General features: G+C 68.5%; 17 protein-coding genes and 1 pseudogene. 13 read left to right on the top strand and 5 right to left on the bottom strand.

Annotated features, from left to right (window positions below; genetic code table 11):
• The first annotated feature begins 41 nt into the window (after positions 1-41).
• The gene (locus tag PV343_RS11525) at positions 42-650 is read left to right on the top strand and encodes an NIPSNAP family protein (RefSeq protein WP_319146760.1); all 609 of its coding nucleotides are present in this window, start codon (positions 42-44) and stop codon (positions 648-650) included.
• 41 nt (positions 651-691) lie between these two features.
• A pseudogene (locus PV343_RS40385) lies at positions 692-868 on the top strand (IS1380 family transposase); the annotation flags it as partial.
• Between the two features lie 319 nt (positions 869-1,187).
• Here PV343_RS40385 and PV343_RS11520 read toward each other — a convergent pair.
• The gene (locus PV343_RS11520; RefSeq protein WP_319146759.1) at positions 1,188-1,694 is read right to left on the bottom strand and encodes a hypothetical protein; all 507 of its coding nucleotides are present in this window, start codon (positions 1,692-1,694) and stop codon (positions 1,188-1,190) included.
• Positions 1,695-2,037: 343 nt separating this feature from the next.
• On the opposite strand from PV343_RS11520, the gene PV343_RS11515 reads away from it, so the two are divergent.
• The 6 genes from PV343_RS11515 (at position 2,038) to PV343_RS11490 (ending at position 6,190) form a co-directional block, all read left to right on the top strand.
• Positions 2,038-2,652, top strand: coding sequence for a DUF2975 domain-containing protein (locus PV343_RS11515; RefSeq protein WP_319146758.1), 615 nt, complete (start codon positions 2,038-2,040; stop codon positions 2,650-2,652).
• On the top strand, positions 2,652-2,912 hold the full coding sequence (locus tag PV343_RS11510) for a helix-turn-helix domain-containing protein (RefSeq protein WP_319146757.1): 261 nt from the start codon (positions 2,652-2,654) through the stop codon (positions 2,910-2,912). The genes PV343_RS11515 and PV343_RS11510 overlap by 1 nt, the downstream gene beginning before the upstream one ends.
• 355 nt (positions 2,913-3,267) lie before the next feature.
• Complete coding sequence (locus PV343_RS11505; RefSeq protein WP_093471257.1) at positions 3,268-3,471, top strand: cold-shock protein; 204 nt, start codon at positions 3,268-3,270, stop codon at positions 3,469-3,471.
• Between the two features lie 330 nt (positions 3,472-3,801).
• Complete coding sequence (locus PV343_RS11500; protein WP_319146756.1) at positions 3,802-4,266, top strand: hypothetical protein; 465 nt, start codon at positions 3,802-3,804, stop codon at positions 4,264-4,266.
• A 100-nt stretch (positions 4,267-4,366) separates the two neighbouring features.
• The gene (locus PV343_RS11495; protein WP_319146754.1) at positions 4,367-4,849 is read left to right on the top strand and encodes a hypothetical protein; all 483 of its coding nucleotides are present in this window, start codon (positions 4,367-4,369) and stop codon (positions 4,847-4,849) included.
• 798 nt (positions 4,850-5,647) lie between these two features.
• Complete coding sequence (locus PV343_RS11490) at positions 5,648-6,190, top strand: RICIN domain-containing protein (protein WP_319146753.1); 543 nt, start codon at positions 5,648-5,650, stop codon at positions 6,188-6,190.
• Positions 6,191-6,231: 41 nt separating this feature from the next.
• Here the strand turns inward: PV343_RS11490 and PV343_RS11485 are convergent, their stop codons facing one another.
• Together PV343_RS11485 and PV343_RS11480 are read right to left on the bottom strand one after the other, a co-directional pair.
• A complete protein-coding gene (locus PV343_RS11485) occupies positions 6,232-7,812 on the bottom strand; it encodes a SpoIIE family protein phosphatase (RefSeq protein WP_319146752.1) in 1,581 nt (526 codons plus the stop codon).
• The gene (locus PV343_RS11480) at positions 7,809-8,339 is read right to left on the bottom strand and encodes a methanogen output domain 1-containing protein (RefSeq protein ID WP_319146751.1); all 531 of its coding nucleotides are present in this window, start codon (positions 8,337-8,339) and stop codon (positions 7,809-7,811) included. Before PV343_RS11480 ends, PV343_RS11485 begins: the two co-directional genes overlap by 4 nt.
• A 267-nt stretch (positions 8,340-8,606) precedes the next feature.
• Here PV343_RS11480 and PV343_RS11475 point away from each other — a divergent pair, with 267 nt between their 5' ends.
• The 3 genes from PV343_RS11475 (at position 8,607) to PV343_RS11465 (ending at position 10,547) form a co-directional block, all read left to right on the top strand.
• On the top strand, positions 8,607-9,011 hold the full coding sequence (locus PV343_RS11475; RefSeq protein WP_319146750.1) for an ATP-binding protein: 405 nt from the start codon (positions 8,607-8,609) through the stop codon (positions 9,009-9,011).
• Between the two features lie 301 nt (positions 9,012-9,312).
• Positions 9,313-9,615, top strand: coding sequence for an STAS domain-containing protein (locus tag PV343_RS11470; protein ID WP_319146749.1), 303 nt, complete (start codon positions 9,313-9,315; stop codon positions 9,613-9,615).
• The gene (locus tag PV343_RS11465; RefSeq protein WP_319146748.1) at positions 9,615-10,547 is read left to right on the top strand and encodes an anti-sigma factor RsbA family regulatory protein; all 933 of its coding nucleotides are present in this window, start codon (positions 9,615-9,617) and stop codon (positions 10,545-10,547) included. Before PV343_RS11470 ends, PV343_RS11465 begins: the two co-directional genes overlap by 1 nt.
• A gap of 863 nt (positions 10,548-11,410) precedes the next feature.
• Here PV343_RS11465 and PV343_RS11460 read toward each other — a convergent pair.
• On the bottom strand, positions 11,411-13,027 hold the full coding sequence (locus PV343_RS11460; protein ID WP_319146747.1) for an MFS transporter: 1,617 nt from the start codon (positions 13,025-13,027) through the stop codon (positions 11,411-11,413).
• A 149-nt stretch (positions 13,028-13,176) separates the two neighbouring features.
• Positions 13,177-13,776, bottom strand: coding sequence for a cation transporter (locus PV343_RS11455; protein ID WP_319146746.1), 600 nt, complete (start codon positions 13,774-13,776; stop codon positions 13,177-13,179).
• A 440-nt stretch (positions 13,777-14,216) separates the two neighbouring features.
• Between PV343_RS11455 and PV343_RS11450 the strand changes: the two genes are divergently transcribed.
• Positions 14,217-15,629, top strand: a complete 1,413-nt coding sequence (locus PV343_RS11450) for a condensation domain-containing protein (RefSeq protein ID WP_319146745.1) — start codon at positions 14,217-14,219, stop codon at positions 15,627-15,629.
• A 259-nt stretch (positions 15,630-15,888) separates the two neighbouring features.
• Positions 15,889-16,137 carry a hypothetical protein gene (locus PV343_RS11445; RefSeq protein ID WP_319146744.1) on the top strand — a complete coding sequence of 83 codons (249 nt, stop codon included), beginning with the start codon at positions 15,889-15,891 and terminating at the stop codon, positions 16,135-16,137.
• The last annotated feature ends 47 nt before the right edge of the window (positions 16,138-16,184 follow it).

Raw genomic sequence — 16,184 nt, 5'->3', positions numbered from 1 at the left:
AACTGGACCATGGACCTCACGCGCACCGGTCAGGCCACCGCATGAGCATCGTCGAACTCCGGCAGTACACCCTGCATTCCGGCGCCAGAGAGACGCTGATCGAGCTGTTCGAGCGCGAGTTCGTGACCGGTCAGCAGGCGGTCGGTATCACCATCGGCGGCCGGTTCCGCGATCTGGACGACCCGGACCGCTTCGTCTGGCTGCGCGCGTTCCCCGACATGGCGCACCGCCGGCGCGCGCTGGAGGCGTTCTACACTGGCCCGGTCTGGCGAGAGCACCGCGACACCGCGAACGCCACCATGATCGACAGCGACGACGTCCTGCTGCTGCGCGGCCCGGGCTTCACGCCGGAGCCGGGGACGAGTGAGGTGCTCGCGACCGTCTGCCATCCCACCGACGCGGCCGACTTCGACGCGTACGCCGCCCGGCACCTGGGCCCGGGGCATGCACTGCACCGCACCGAGCACGCCGAGAACGACTTTCCCCGCCTGCCCGTTCGCACCGGGGAGGATGTCCGGATCTGGTTCGGCCCGGCCGAACCGGCACCCTGGCCGACCCAGCGGCTGCGGCTGGAGCCCGTGAAGCCTTGGCCTCGGGCTTCACCTGGAGTCCGTCCAGATCATGGGCGTGAACCCGGAAGTGCCTCCTGAGCTGGGACGATGAACCTTGTCGAGGGATTCTGCCGGTCCAGGTGGAAGGCACTCTCTACGTGCAGGGTGTCGGTTCGCGTCCCCAGCTCCGTGTTACCGCTGACGGTGCGGGGGTGGTCGGTCACGCCGGTGCGCGGCTACTGGCTGATCTGGCTGATGCCACCGGGCTGACCAGCTCGTACTCCAACGTCCATGGGAAAGTCCCCGGCCGGATCGCGTAGCTCTGGGTCGGCGCCGAACGCGAGCAGGATCGCGGTGGTGTGCACGGTGAGCGGCTGGCGGCTTTGCAGGGCGCGTGAGCCCCGAGGAGTATCTGCGCTGTGGGGGCACCCCTACGGGGAGACAGCACCCTCGGTGCCCGCGGCACGCGCCGAACTGCGGCAGCTGACCCAGGCACGGCGAGCCGTCCAGGTCGTCTGCGCGCGCCTCGGGCGACCAGGAGCGTCCCCGTCCCGTTGTGGCCCGTTCCGGATCACCAAAGAGAGCGTGCCGGTGCCCCGCGGATACTGTCTCCGCGGGGCACCGACCTGTCAGTGATCAGCCCTGGGTGCCGCCCTGCGTGTTGCCGGAGCCCCCACCCTGGGTGCCGCCTTGCGTGTTGCCGTTACCCGCCCCCTGCGTGCCGCCCTGCGTGTTGCCGGAGCCACCCCCCTGGGTGCCGCCCTGGGTGTTGCCGTTACCGGCACCCTGCGTGCCGCCCTGCGTGTTCCCGGAGCCGCCACCCTGGGTGCCGCCCTGGGTGTTGCCGTTGCCCGCGCCCTGCGTGCCGCCCTGGGTGTTGCCGTTGCCCGCACCCTGGGTGCCGCCCTGGGTGTTGCCGCCCTTCGGCATGGCAGCAGCGTTCTTCGACGCGCTGTTCTTGCTGTTGCTGTTGTTCTTGCCGTGGTGCTGCTGGTGCTGCTGGTGGTGGCTGCTGGCGTGCGAGGCGCTGTGGTGCATGGGCGCGGCCTCCGCGCTGGCGACACCGAGGGTTCCGGCGGCGACAGCGGCGATGCAGGAGATGCCGGCGATACGGGCGGCGAGGTGACGTCGGGCGTTCAGCATGAGATTCCTTCGGAAGCTGTTCGGAGGACTGGGGCCGGTCGGCCTTTCGTGTATTCAGTTCAGCCCGCCCGGCCGTCCCCGTACGTCCCCCGACCGGCCCACCCACCGGCTGACCCGCCCCTCCACCGGCTGGGCGCCGACGGTGACCTCGTCGGCGTGGCCGCGCGGTACAGGTCGGTCGGCGCCCTCCCGTTCCACCCACCAGGTTCGGACTACTGGTACGGGGTGCCGCTGGCTTCAGTCCTCGGTGAGCGCCAGGGGCAGTGCCGGGGTTGCTTCGCACATCCACGGGCCTTATCGTTTCTCGATACCATCGAAAATCGATATGCGAGGCGGGGACTCCATGACCGAAGACCGGAAGATGCTCGAGCCCATGACCACGGTCGTGTCCGTGCTCCTGCGCATTCTGTTGGCCCTTGCGATAACAGGACTCGTCGTCTCGGTCGTACATGGCGGTTGGGGAGGCTTCAGCGTCTGCATCGCCGACGAGTCGAGCAGCAGTTCCGCCACGCCCGGCGGCTTCGCCGCCGAGAGTGGGGCGCAGGTCGACTCGATCCCGCGTTACTGCGCAGAGGCGCCCGACGCACACTTGCGTGTCCTGGACGCGCTCAGCAGCCTGCCGTCGAGCTTGCTCCTGATCAGCGGCCTGTACCTGCTGCACCGGTTCTTGCGAGGAGCGGCGCGGGAGGGTGTTTACACCGCGCGCACGGCGTCTCGGCTTCGCCTGGTCGGCTGGTGGCTGCTTGTCGGCAGCCTGGTCGTCGAGTTCGCCGAGGCGAATGCCAGGGCAGCCCTGCTTGCGGCGCTGGCCAAGGACGTGGACTTCTCGGCCGGGAGCGTGCTGAGCATGTGGAACTTTCCGTACCTGGCTGTTCTGACCGGTCTCGGTGTTCTGACCTTCGCACGGATCACTCGCCAAGGTGTGTCCATGCGTGAAGACCTCGAAGGGCTGGTCTGATGGCTGCCGCGGACGACCACGAAGGTCATGACATCGAAGTGCACCTCGACAGGCTGCTCAGCGAGCGCAGCATGACCCTCACCGAACTCGCCAACCGCGTCGGCGTGACCAACGTCAATCTCTCCGTGCTCAAGAACGGACGCGCCAAGGCGATCCGGTTCAGCACCCTCACCCGGATCTGTGAAGTCCTGCAGTGCCAGCCAGGAGACCTGCTCAGTTATCGCCCGGGATCCTCGGACGGACGCCCGCGCAAGCCTTGACCCGCAGGACCGCACGCTACTGGCGCCGTACGGTGCGCGTACGGGATCTGTCTGCCGACAGGGTCACTTGCGCGCCCGTGCTGTCCCCGCCGGCCTCGGTGACGCCCCCGGCTGCCGCGGTCCGGGGTCTGGATGCGGCACGTCGGGGCAACGCGCCGCGATGACCGGAACTGCGTGGCCGAGCCTCACCATCCGGTGTAGCGTCGTGACCAGCAGTCGTGGTTCCGAAGTCCCGTTCGCCCGTGATCGCATTCGCGGGCGTTTTTGCTGTTCGACGCCTCTCCGGACCAGGGCGATCACCTCCGGGTTCCGCATGGTGCGAGACCCGATACGAGTCCTTTCGAAGGAGACAGGCATGGCCAAGGGCACTGTGAAGTGGTTCAACGCGGAAAAGGGCTTCGGCTTCATCGAGCAGGAGGGTGGCGGCCCCGACGTCTTCGCCCACTACTCGAACATCGCCACCCAGGGCTTCCGTGAGCTTCAGGAGGGCCAGAAGGTCGAGTTCGACGTTACGCAGGGCCAGAAGGGCCCGCAGGCGGAGAACATCCGCCCCCTGTAACGAGGGAACAGGGAAGGGGCCTCAGCCGGAACGCACCACCGGCTGGGGCCTCTTCGCTCTTACCCGCCCCGCCCCGCCGCGGCCAAGGGGACGGTCGACGTGCTGCTGTCAGGGCGTGGGCGCGATGACGAACCCCCGCACGGGCCTTTCCTGCTGCGGATGCCCGGACGCCGGCTGCGCCGAGTACCGGGGATCGATTCGGCCGCGGACGCTGCCAACCGCACCTTGCGTCCATCAGCCGTGCAGTATGCGTACGCCTGGCAGAGCAGGCGACGTCATGCGTCGCCACCGAGTCGGGCGCCGGGACCCGTGCCATTTACAGTGGTCTGCATGGACATGCGGAGGATCGTCGCAGTGCTGGCCGAGGATGCTGAACGGCAGATCCGAGACCGGGTGTGGAAAGTGGCGCCGAGCGACCGCGCACTGGCGCTTGAGGCCGAGGCCGGCCTGCGCGACGTTGTCGGTCCGCCGGACGTCCAGGAGGCCTTGCCGCAGATCAAGCGGCTCGAACACCTGCGGGAAACACTCGCGGTCCTGGCCATCGCCCTCGCGCGCACTCACGGCCGCCTGGCCTGGTTTATCTCCGGTGCTCTGAACGCGCTCGAACCGGTCCTGCGCTGGCGTGCCCTGCCATCTGAGCATGGTGGCACCTTCGGCACTGTCCTCCCGAGCCCTGAGGAATACGCGGAGGCGGAGGACGCCGTCCGCCAACTCCAGGAGGCCCTTGCGCAGATCACCGCCGAATCAGTGGACCCCGGCAGCGTTGACTCAGATCAACAAGCAGATGGGGCCTGAGCGCAGCGAGGGGCGTTTCGCTCACAGCTCCCTGACCAACGTTCGGGTATGACGCTGGCGTTGATAAGCACTACCTGAAGGGATGGGACGAGGTGTGCCTGTGACCCGTGGTCCGCGGGTGCTCTGCCTGCTGCACTGGCACGGTGAGCCCCCCTACGGGCTGACCGCGCTGGGCGTCGCCCCGGACCGGCTGACCGAGGCGGAGGAGAAGGCCGCGGCGGCCCTGGCCGGCCTGGCCCTCCCCGCCTCGTGGGAGGACGCGGACCCGACACTGCGGCGGCACCTCGTCGCCGCGTTGCGGCCGGTTCCGACGGCGGGCCTCTGGCACGTCACGGACGACCGTCCGGCCCTCGACGAGGACCGTGCCCGGCACGACTGCCTGCGCGCCCTGACCGCCGAGTGGCCCGGCAGCGAGCCTGTGCTGACCGAGGAGGCCGACCGGCTGCCTGCGCTGACCGCCTTGGTCCGGTTGACCGCCCTGGTCTGCTGGATGCCGCCGGGGGTGTGGCTGGACGCCGAGGAGGACCTCCTCGACATCTACGACACCTACACGGTCGGCACCCTGCCCGACGCGCCGCCCTGACCCACCTCGCTCGCCGAGCGACCGGCATCACCGACCGCGCCCGGCCCGTACATCGGGCGGGGGCGGGGGCGGTCGGCGTACAGCCACGAGAGGAGCCCACAGGGCTCTGTTGAGGAGCGGATTCGCGGAGTCTGGGCGGCAGGTCAGCGGCGGATGACGGTGTAGCCGGCGTCGTTGACGGCGGCGGGCCGGCACAACCCCGCCCCCGCATCCTGATGATGTCCCTCAGCGCCGGGCGCAGTTGGCCATCAACGCGGACAGCGGGGATGGGCTCAGAGGCCGAAGAGGCGGTGACAAGTGCTGCGCTGGCCCGGTTCGATTACACCGCTGTCCCCGGCAGCACCAACGAGGCCCGCGCTGACGGAGAAGAGACCAGACCCACCACGCGGCCTTCGCTGTCCCCGGGCGAGTGCGCCGAACCGCTCCCGCAGGTCCGGGCGGGCCGCTTCGACGGCTTCGACCACCCTCGTGAGACCCGCCCCGACGGCCAGGCCTGGCGTCGGAACGAGCATGGGCTCGCGCCGGGTGGAGGAGTCCCCGTCCCCGCGCCACGCTGGGCGGCTCAGGGCGTGTCTCCTTGGTGCTCTGAGGACCGCGCGTTTCGCGCGTTCCGCGAATGATGTGGGTGCGTGGCCGGATCCGATCAGTCCAGTCACTCGCAGGGGTGGCAAGTGCGCTGGGTATCGGCCACACCGGGTGGTCTTCCCTTTCCTCATGCTTTGGACGGGGAAGTCTGAGCGGCACCGTCCAGCGGCGAGTATGCGAGCTGGCGCGCCCCCACGAAGGAGAAGAGGCCACGTGATCGGCACCATGATGAGGTTCCTGCGACGGCCGACAGCAGCCGTGGCCAGCGCGGCGGCAGTCCTTGCCTCCATGATCGGAGTCGCTCGGCCCGCGCAGGCGTCCCCGGCCTACCACCTCGTTCAGATCAAGACGTCCACGGGCAAGTGCCTGACCATCAGGAACCAGAGCACCAGCGACGGCGCTTCGCTTGAACAGAACCGGTGTCAGAATCTTCCCGCCCAGCGCTTCAAGAGCATGAACGATGGCGTCGCGAACCCGACCCACGAGATCAGGACGTTCGCGGACAAGTGCCTGACCATTTATGGCGCGTCCGGGAGTAACGGGATCACCTGGCCGATTATCCAGCAGGAGTGCAGGGAGGGTTCCTTTCATCAGCGCTTCACGTACTTCGCCGAGAACGGTCAGCCGGGCATCGGGTTCAGGTCGTTGTCACTGGGGCTCTGCTGGACCGTGACGGGCGTCAGCGACGGTGCCAGGATCGAGGGCGATGCTTGCGACGGGTCTGACTCTCAGCGCTTCACACTCGTCTACGTGTGAGGCCGCGCCGCTGCTCACCGCTGTGCTGGGTGGAGAGCCGGTCAGGCAGGTAGGGGAAAACGGACTGCGAGCAGGGCCCGGTCGTCAGGGAATGCGGCCTCGGGCTGGTGGTGCAGAAACCGGTCGCACAGCTCGGCGATGTCCAGGCCACTGGTGGTGCGGGCGAACTCGGTCAGCCGTTCCATTCCTATGGCGAGGTCCTCGCGACGGCGCTCGATCAGCCCGTCGGTGTACAGCAGCAGGGTGTCGTTCTCGCTCACAGTGGTGTCGGCCTGTCGGTAGCAAATGTTGCGAATGGGTCCGAGAGGCGGTGAGGTGGCGTGGTTGAGATAGGCGCTGGTGCCGTCGGCGTGGATGAGCAGCGGCGGCGGATGGCCGGCGCCGGCGTAGGTCAAAGTGCGCGTCCGGCGGTTGAAGACCAGGTAGCAGGCGGTGGCCATGCGGTTCGGATGGTAGCGCCCCAAGAAGGTGTTGAGTTCGTCCAGGACAGCGCTGGGGTCGGTGCCGCAGCGCGGCACGATGTTGCGCAGGGCGGCGGTGATCTGTGCCATGACGGTTGCTTCGTGCAGTCCGTGGCCGGCGACGTCGCCGATGCTCAGGCCGATGTGATCGGCGTCCACGTCGTAGACGTCGTACCAGTCGCCGCCGACCGAGAGCAGGTCACTTCCCGGGGCGTAGCAGGTGGCCGCCTCCAGTCCGGGCAGGTGGGGCAACTGGGGCAGCAGACTGAGCTGTAGACGTTCGGCGACCCGGTGCTCGTGCTCGTGCAGCCCCGCTCGACGCAGCGCCTGAGCGATCTGCTGGGCCACGGCCGTCACGTGCGCGGGAGCGGTAGAGCTGTGTGAACCGTAGACGATCAGCATGCCCAGCTGGACACCGTCCGCCTCCAGCGCCAGCGCCAGCGGAACCGCATCCGCGACCCCACAGGGGGGCGAGGCGTCCGAGGAAGAAGGCCGGTCCAGGTCGGTCCAGCCTCCCGCGTCAGCCGGAAGACCGTTGTCACCTGGCTGCAGGGGCGGCACCAGCCGCGCCGAGTGCAGATAGAGCTCCGCCGCGGTGGCCCCCAGGGCCGCCGGCGCCACCTCACTGACGACGCGGGACACCTGGGCCAGTGTGATCGCACCGGCAAGGGCGGCGGTCAGGTCGTACAGGTGCTGCAACTGGGCACGGGCGGCCTGTTCAGCGGCCAGCAACCGCGCTCGGTCCACTTCGGTGGCCCGGCGGAAGGCGACCTCCCGGTTCAGCCTCTCCACCTGCTGGCTGAGCACCACGAACTGGTCGGACGCCCCGGCCTCGACGAGATGCAGCTGCAGGGCCGGCTGCGGCCCGTCCCACCACGTGGCCCGCGCCCCGTGACAGCGAAATCGCCGCATGCGGCCGTCAGCGTCCTTGATGACCAGCGCGCCCGGTACAGGGCTGCCGCTGCGCAGCCATACAGCCAGCTGCTGACGTAGCCACGGTGTGTCGTCGGGCCGCAGATCGAACACGCTGGCGCCCGGGCGCAGCCGGTCGTCACAGCGGCAGGCCGCCGGGTTGGCGGCCAGCACGCGGCCGTCGGCCCCGCAGAGAAGCACCGGATGGGGCAGCGGTTTGGTGATGGCCCGGAAGAGGCCAAGGGTCATGGAGCCACAGCCCGGTCACCGAAGTACTCACGGCCACTCACCGTCTCGATGTCCACGTCGGGGACCAGGTGCACCACCACGCGGCAGCCCGCGTCGCCGCGCGCGATGGTCTGCTCCAGCTCCACCCGCGCGTAGCCCAGGTTGCGGGCGGCGATGGTGCCGAAGACGTTGGACGTCATCATGCACATCGACTCCCGGCCCACCACCTTCTCGGCGAACGGGCACACCCGGTTGCCCAGCACGATCTTCTTCTCGTCGTGCTCGATGACGTAGAAGTCACCGTTGATGCGGCGCTTGAGATCCACGAGTGCCTCGGCGACCTGCTCACCTGTGAGCCGGTCGGCTCCCAGCGCCTTGAGGTACATCTCGTCGATCTGCGTGCCGACGGCCTGCCCCACCAGGCTGACGTAGCCGGACGCCTCCTCCAGACCGATCACCGACTCCAGCGACGTCGCCAGCTCACGCACCAAAGTCCGCAGGAACACATCACGGTCGAGTGGAATCTCCACATCCGAAACCTGTTCCATGCTGGCTCCCTCGCCCTCGGGCCGCGGCGGCCGCGGGACCGGCGTGACCTCTCCTCCTGTGACGGGACCTGATTCTGCCAGCTCCCTCCAACCCGCCACCACCAGCACGTCGATCTCCCGGCGGAGGGCCTTCACAGGATCTGCCGGTCACCTGGCAGACACAGATGGTTCACCAGAGGGGCAGGGGTAACCCGGCCAGTGGCTGCCACCGGCTGCGCGCAACGCCGGTCACCGGCGGCCTAGGGCCACCCGCGCTGGAGGAACCTCGTGAACGGCGAATCGACCATCCCATCCTGTGAGTCGCGCTTCCCCGCAGTCACGGCGAGCATTACGGCTGCCCGGCACTGGGTCCGCGACTGCGTGGAAGGTTTCGGCGGCCCGCTGCGCGAGCACCGGATGATCCAGACCGCCGAGCTGCTCGTCTCGGAACTGATCACCAACGCCATCCGCCACGGCTCCGGCCCGCCTTTGATCCGGCTCACCTGGAACGGACGGTGGCTGCGCATAGCCGTGAGCGATTCCAGCGACCGCTGGCCCCGTGAACGGGCCACTTCGAACACCGAGCCCGGCGGCTTTGGTATGCAGCTCCTCGAACGACTCGCCCGATGCTGGGGCGTCACCCCGTGTCATCCCGGCAAAACGGTCTGGGCCGAACTTGGCCTCGACTCCTGAGCTCGCCCTGCCTTCCAGCGTGGGTAGCGTCGCCATGACGAGCCGACTTCGGCGGAGTAGGCCGCCTAACCCGCCCCCAGCTTGCCTCAACAGGAGACCATGCCGGCCGTGCCCAGCCCTGCGGTCTGACGGTGCGCCAGATGCGAGAGGACCGCACCCTGCATCTCTTCGCTTGGCCTTACCGGTATCGTGCGAGGTGATCGATGGGCCGCCGTGTGGCCAAGCCCGAGGAACTGGGGGGAAGGTCGTGGATGTCCCACATGTTGTGGGCGGGCCCCCCGCCCCGCCGCCACGTGGCGCGGTGCTGCAGATCATTCCGTTGCCTGACAGTTCCGGGCTGGGGGCGATCGGGGAGATCAGCATGAACACACGGACCGTTTGGCAGCAGGCGCTGAAGGAACTGGCCGAGCGTCACACGGATGTGCTGCATGTGGATCTGTCCCGCGTGCAATTCGTGGATGTGGCTGGTGTGACGGACCTGGCGGTAACCGCCCACCGTCTGTCCGAGGGACGGCGGATCGTGATTCACCGCCCTCCGGCGCAGTTGCCGCGCATCCTTGAGCTTTTCTGGCCGGGGATCGCCGCGATCGAGGTGGCGGCGTGATGAGCACAGCCACCTCGCACGAGCCGTTCGTTCACCCGGCGCTCTTCTACCGAGACCGGGACCAGTACATCGCGGGGACGGTTCCCTTCCTGAGGGAAGGGCTGGACGCCGGTGAGCCCGCGGCCGTCGCCGCTCCGCCCGATCGCCTGGAGCTGATCCGCGAGGGGCTGGGTGAGCGAGCGGCGGAGGTGCGCTTCATCGACATGACCCAGGCCGGCCGCAACCCCGGCCGCATCATCCCCGGCGTGCTGCGCAAGTTCGCGGACGCCCAGTCGAGCGCCCGCCGGGTCCGCATCATCGGCGAGCCGATATGGCAGGGTCGTTCCGCCGTCGAGTACCCGGCGTGCGTCCAGCACGAAGCCCTGATCAACGCTGCTTTCACCGGGCGCGCGGTAACCATCCTGTGCCCCTACGATGCCGGGCAACTGGAGAAGCAGGCGCTCAGCGACGCCCTGGCGACCCATCCGCTCATCCTCGACGCTGATGGAGAGACGGCCTCCGCCGCCTACAGCCCCGAGCAGATCATCGCCCGCTACAACGAGCCCTTGCTCGCCCCACTCGGCGCCGCGGCCCGTCCTTTCGCCGCCCAAACACTGCCCGACGCCCGGGACTTCGCCGTGTCCCATGCGCGGTCCCTGGGCGTGTCCGGTATGAGCCTGGGGGACCTTGAACTCGCGGTGGCGGAGCTGACCACCAACAGCGTCGTCCACGGCGCCGGCTCGGGCACACTGCGCATCTGGGCCGAGAGCAACCGGATTGTCTGCGAGGTCCACGACGGCGGACAACTCAATGATCCCCTGGCCGGCCGCCGCCCGCCCAATCCCACGCAGCCCGGCGGCCGTGGCCTCCTTCTAGTCCACCAACTCGCCGACCTCGTCCGCGTCCACACCGGCCCCGACGGCACCACCATTCGCTGCTATCTCCCCGGCTGACCAGGACAATGTGGCGGACTCCGCTCACTTTGCAGCGCGATCGACGGCAGCGTCATACAGTTTCTGTGGGCAGGTAGATCAACAGGGCGACGGCGGCTGGGGTGCGGCGGTTGTTCCAGTGGTCGGAACAGCAGGTTGAACAGGGGTGCGCCGACGGCCGGCCCTGGCCAGGACACAGACGTCAGGGCGGCGGCCAGGGAACTTGCGGCGCCGCGGGCCCCCATCACGCGCGGGCCCCACAGCACGCCCATGGCGAGCATGGAGCCGAACACGCCCGCTGCCCGCCACCGATCCTGCTGCCCGGTGCCTCCCGTGCCAGGCGCCGCAATCGGCTGCTCGTGAACGCCCTCGACAGCACCGGCTGACCCTCCTGGCAAAAGGCCGCCTTCCCGCCTCGGTGAGGGGCCGGCGGTCCAGAAAGCGCTGAAAGATCACTGGGCCGGCCGGCAGGGTGAACTCGTCCGGGCCGATCTGACGGCCGGAGGGGTCAGGAGCTGGTTCAGTGCCCGGCGGCGGTTTTCGGTGATCCGGGCGAGGGCGTGGGCGGAGTTTTCGTCCCGGTCGGCCTGGGCGGCGAGCGCCATCGGGGCGCTGCCGGCTGCCGGATCGGCGATTCCCACGCGCAGGCTGGTAAGGAAGGCGGTTATCACGGCGCGTGGATCGGCGCTGGGCTCGGGGCAGGCGGGTGGCCTTGCCCTCGAGGATCAGGTCGACCAGGAGCGCTCCGCGGTTGGGCCAGTGCCGGTAGAGGGTCTGCCGGGTCGAGGCCCGGCTGCGCCTGGAAACGCACTCGCCCGGCAGTGAAGGAACCCGAGCGGGCCCCTGGGCGGCAGGATCCGCGCTGACCATGCCGCCACTCGCCCTTACCCCTTGGTCCCGCCGGGTTGGGTGCTCGGGATCCGGTGGGTGAAGCACAACGAGACGAGGGCGCTGAGCGCGAGGATGGCCAGTGCGGCGCGCAGGCCGTCGAGTCTGGCCGCGGCGTTCGCGTCGAGCGCGGCGTCGGTCACGTCCGCACTGGCGCCGGCGTCGGTCAGGGCGGTCTTGAGCTGGGCGTCGGACAGGAAGGACACGCCGCTCTGGAGCTGTGCGTTCGCCTGGCTTTTCACAGTGTCCGGGACCGCCGGATTCTGTTCGATGCTGGTCAGGAACGATGTGGTCAGCGTGGCGATCATGATCGACCCCGCGAGTGCCGTACCGATCGAGGCCCCAAGGTTGGTAACGGAGTTCTGGATGCCGCCGACCTCCGCGCTCTGCTCGTCGGGCACCGCCGATACGGTGACAGAGCCGAGCTGGGAGGCCAGCGCGCCCATGCCCAGCCCGATCAGCAGCAGGGGAATGGTGACGATCTCCGGGCCGGCATGGGCGTCGAGCGCGGCCATCAGGACCACCGCCCCCGCGAACATCGCGACGACGCCGAGCCGTACGACTCGCCGCGGTGAGACGTTCGGGAGGAGGCGCGGGATCAGGACCGCGGCAGCCAGCAGAGTCAGTGAGAGCGGCAGGATACGCGCACCGGTCTGGAGCGCCGACAGGCCGAGCGCGACCGACAGGTAGAGCGGTACGACAAAGAACACACCCATTTGTACGAGGTACTGGAAGAAGAACATGGTCAGGCCGCCCGTCAGCTGCTTGTTCTCCAGCAGCACCGGGTCCACGAGCGGCTCCCCGCCCCGCTTGACCAGCCGGGCCTCCCAGCGCAGGAAGCTCCAGATCAGGAACAGGCCCGCCAGGACGAGCCACACGACCAGCGAGACACCAAGCCACGCCGGGGCGCCGGGCTTCGGCCGGAACCAGCCCCACTCCCCAGAGCGCAGGACACCGAACACGAAGATTCCGAGCCCCAGGGCGGAGAGCACGGCACCGACGAGATCGACGCGCGGCCTCTGGTCGGGCGCCGCGTCGGCGACCCGGCGGGCGAGCACCAGGATGACGAGCACCAGCACCACTTCCCCAGCGAACACCCACCGCCAGGAGAAGTACGTCGTCGCCACGCCTCCGATGAGCGGCCCCAACGCGATCGCCACGGCCCCGGCGGCGGCGACGAGACCGTAGGCGGCGGGCCTCCGCCGCGTGGAGAAATTACCGGCGACAAGCGCCACGATCGCGGGCAGGATCAGCGCGGCGCCGACACCCTCGAGGAGCGACCAACCGACCATGAGAACCGTCAGGTTCGGGGCGAGCGCCGTGGTCAGTGACCCACAGCCGTAGATGGCGCAGCCGATCATGAAGGCCCGCTTGCGGCCGATCAGAGCGCCGACCTTGCCGCCGGGGATCATGAGCATCGCCATCACGAGCGTGTAAGCCGTGATGGCGCCCTGGATCCCGGACACAGTCGTGCCCACGTCGTCGGCCACGCTCGCGATCGACACGTTCATGACGGAACTGTCGAGCGCCATCAAAAACTGACCTGCCGCAAGCGTCAGCAACACGACCCGCATAGTGGCCGAATTCCCGCGCGCGTCCGCTTTGGGGATCATGAAGCGCATTGTCACAACCGTCACGACGAACCGGGGCCGCGACCCACCAAGGGATCCTCCGGTCGACAGCCGACGCCCCTCCGGGCGCAGAAAGGCTAGGCCGAGCGCGTGTTTCACTTGCCGTCAGTTTCCAGGGGGCGATTGCTCCGTCACTCGGGGCGCTGCAGGGTCTCCCTGACCTCGCGCAGCGCGTAATAGACCAGCACGTACCCGGCGGCCGGGTCGGCCCACCAGAGGCCGGCCACAGAATTCAGCAGGAGGCCAAGCAGCACGGCGGCGGCCAGCAAGCCGTCGATCAGGGTGACCCGGCCCTCCGTCTTCAGCGCCGGATTGTCCAGCGCGGTGCCAGTGCGCGCCTTGCCAGCGGCGAGCGCGAACATTACCGCTGCCGTCACCGCGGTCCAGCCGATGCCCAGCGGCGAGTGGTGAGGCCGGAGACCGGAGGCCAGCACCCAAGTCGACTGCACCAGCAGGTACACCGCCAGCAGCCCGAAGCCAACACCGATCAGCTTCAGTGCACGGAGCCGGCGACCCTCGCCGGTACCCGACAGCTCCCAGATCACCACGGTGGAGGCGCCGATCTCGATCAGGGAGTCCAGGCCGAACCCGGCCAGCGCCACGGACCTCGCTGAGATCGCGGCAACCGCGAGCACCACGATGCCGATGACGTTCCAGCCGAGGGTGACGTACTCCAGGGCGAAGCCGCGACGGACAAGCGCCTGACGGGCGAGGTCATGCGTGCTAGTCACCGCAGGATCCTCCCAGACCTGCGACCGCAGCCGTGCAGGCGCAGGCTGGTGACCACGCCTGTTGCCACTTTCTGCACCGAGGCCAGGGCGGTCGATCGCGGGCCCCCGGGAAGACTGTGCGAGGACCTCCCGGGGCCCGGTCATGGGAACACATCGCACTAACGACGTTGCTTCCCCGGACGTTACGGGGCGTCGACAAGTAGGCTCCTCTCTCTCCGCGTTGCGCTTCGGTATGAGGCGGACGTGAGCCGCATCTACGAGGACACGTACGAGTGGTGCGGGAATCGACGCGTGGGCAGAGTTTCCTGGTGAGTCACGCGATACCGCTTAACGGTTCGATACGTCACTCGTTCTGTTGAAAAGCTGGCGACACAAACGCCGTTGCTCGCGCGCGGCCCCACATTGATCAAGCCTGTCTCTCCTGCGAAGGAGACGCCACTGTGCGAATTTCTGACATTCAGCGCTGCGACATCCGGCCCGGACGGCTCGTCGAGTGGACGTTCAGCCCGGCAACCGTCGCGGCCGCAGCAGTGCTACCGCCGGATCCGCGGCCGCCGGCTTACATCCAAGAGTCGCACATCAGGACGGCGCGATCGGTGCGCGAGGACGGCTTGTTCGTACCGACGTGGCTCGGTGCAGCGTTCGACCTGCCATGCCACGCCGACCTCGACGCGCTGGAACATGCCCTGCGTGACTGGACGTTGCGCCACGAGACATTGCGCAGCGGGTTCAGGTGGTCCGGCGACGACATGCACCGGTTCACTCTCGACGAAGACGATGTGACCCTCCAGCGCGAGGTGGTCGGCGAGTTCACCGACGCCGAGTTGCTGATCCGGCATCTGCAGGACCGTTTCGACGCTGCGGCGGACGCGCTCGGCTGGCCCAATCTCATCTACGCCGCGGTCGTCCGCGAGGACTGCACCAGCGTGTACCTGGCCTTCGATCACACCAACGTCGATGCCTACTCGCTCCAGCGCATCCCGGACGAAATCCACGAGCTCTACACGGCACGTCTCGCCGGGCGGCCCGTCGTCGGCAGCCCTGTCGGCAGTTACGTCGACTTCTGCGAGCAGGAGCGGGCGAACGCGGACGCCATCGACGACACCCACACGATCGTCGCCCGCTGGCGGGAGTTCATCGGCCGGTGCGGCGGAAGGCTTCCGGAGTTCCCCGTCGATCTGGGCCTCGAGCCCGGTGGGGTTCTGCCCGTCCAGAAACTGGTGCGTGAGCCGCTCGTCGACGCGGACGCGGCCGCCGCGTTCGAAGCGTATTGCCGACCCTACGGCGGCAGCCTGGTGGGCATCCTGGCGGCGACCAGCCTGATCGTCCACGAGTTGGGCGGGCAACCGATCTACCGCACGGTCGTGCCGTTCCACACCCGGCTGAAGTCCGCATGGTCGGACTCCGTGGGCTGGTATGTCGGCGGCGCCCCGATCGAGGTACCAGCGGCACGGGATTTCGACGGCGCACTCGCCTCGGTCCGTGCCGAGTTGCAGGCCAGCCGGTCACTGGCGCGCATTCCGCTCGCCCGGGTACTGCCCCTCCTGGGCACGGACTTCCGTCCCACCTCACCGGACCTGTACTCGATCATCTCCTACGTGGATGCCCGTGTCGTCCCCGGCTCTGCCCGCTGGGCCGAACAGAAGGCATACGGTCTGCTCCGTGTGTCGTACGGCGATCAGGTATGCGCCTGGGTCAACCGGCTGCACGAGGGACTGTGGCTCGCCTGCCGCTATCCGGACACCGACATCGCTTCCAAGAACGTGTGCTTGTATGTCGAAAGGCTCCGGGACTCGATCCTCTCGGTGCCTGCGCGCAATCGCGTTCCGGCCGTCAAACCGTCATCGGCTTGACGCAAATTCCCTCCGGGGTCGCCGCCTTGACACACAGCCGAGCCGCCCCAAGATGTACCCGAGGCGGTGACCTCGGTATCGCCGCAGTGCAAACCACGGTCCGGTGAGGCCAGTTGGCTCCCCAGAGCAGCTTTTGGCGTCCGTTCCCCTGAGGACACGTTTGACCAGTGTGGAATGCCTTATGTCGCTACTGCTAGTGTCTGCGTCGTCACTCTAGGCAACTTGCCTTCAGGTAAAGCGATGCAGAACCGAGGGTTCCATGCGTAAGTTTCAGCAGGTCGTGATCGCAGCAGCAGTGGCGGCCGGCGGCCTGTCCGCCATCGGCGCCGGCACCGCTGCCGCCGACACCTACGGCACCGGCGGGCCGGAGGTGTCCGACGTCTACCGCCCCTACCAGGAGTGCAGCCCGCAGACGGTGGCCGAGAACGACGTCCCGCTCGCGGTGCTCGGTCTCGGCCAGACCCTGGACACGACCTGCGGTCAGTACAACAGCGCCTTCACCGGCTGATCGGCGGCGCGTCACTGGCGACACTCGGTGCAAGCCGCCAGGTAGGC

Source organism: Streptomyces sp. WI03-4A, from assembly GCF_033792105.1.
Classification (GTDB): domain Bacteria; phylum Actinomycetota; class Actinomycetes; order Streptomycetales; family Streptomycetaceae; genus Streptomyces; species Streptomyces collinus_A.
The sequence above is the reverse complement of the archived record's forward strand: the minus strand, read 5'-3'. Positions and strand labels throughout refer to the sequence as shown.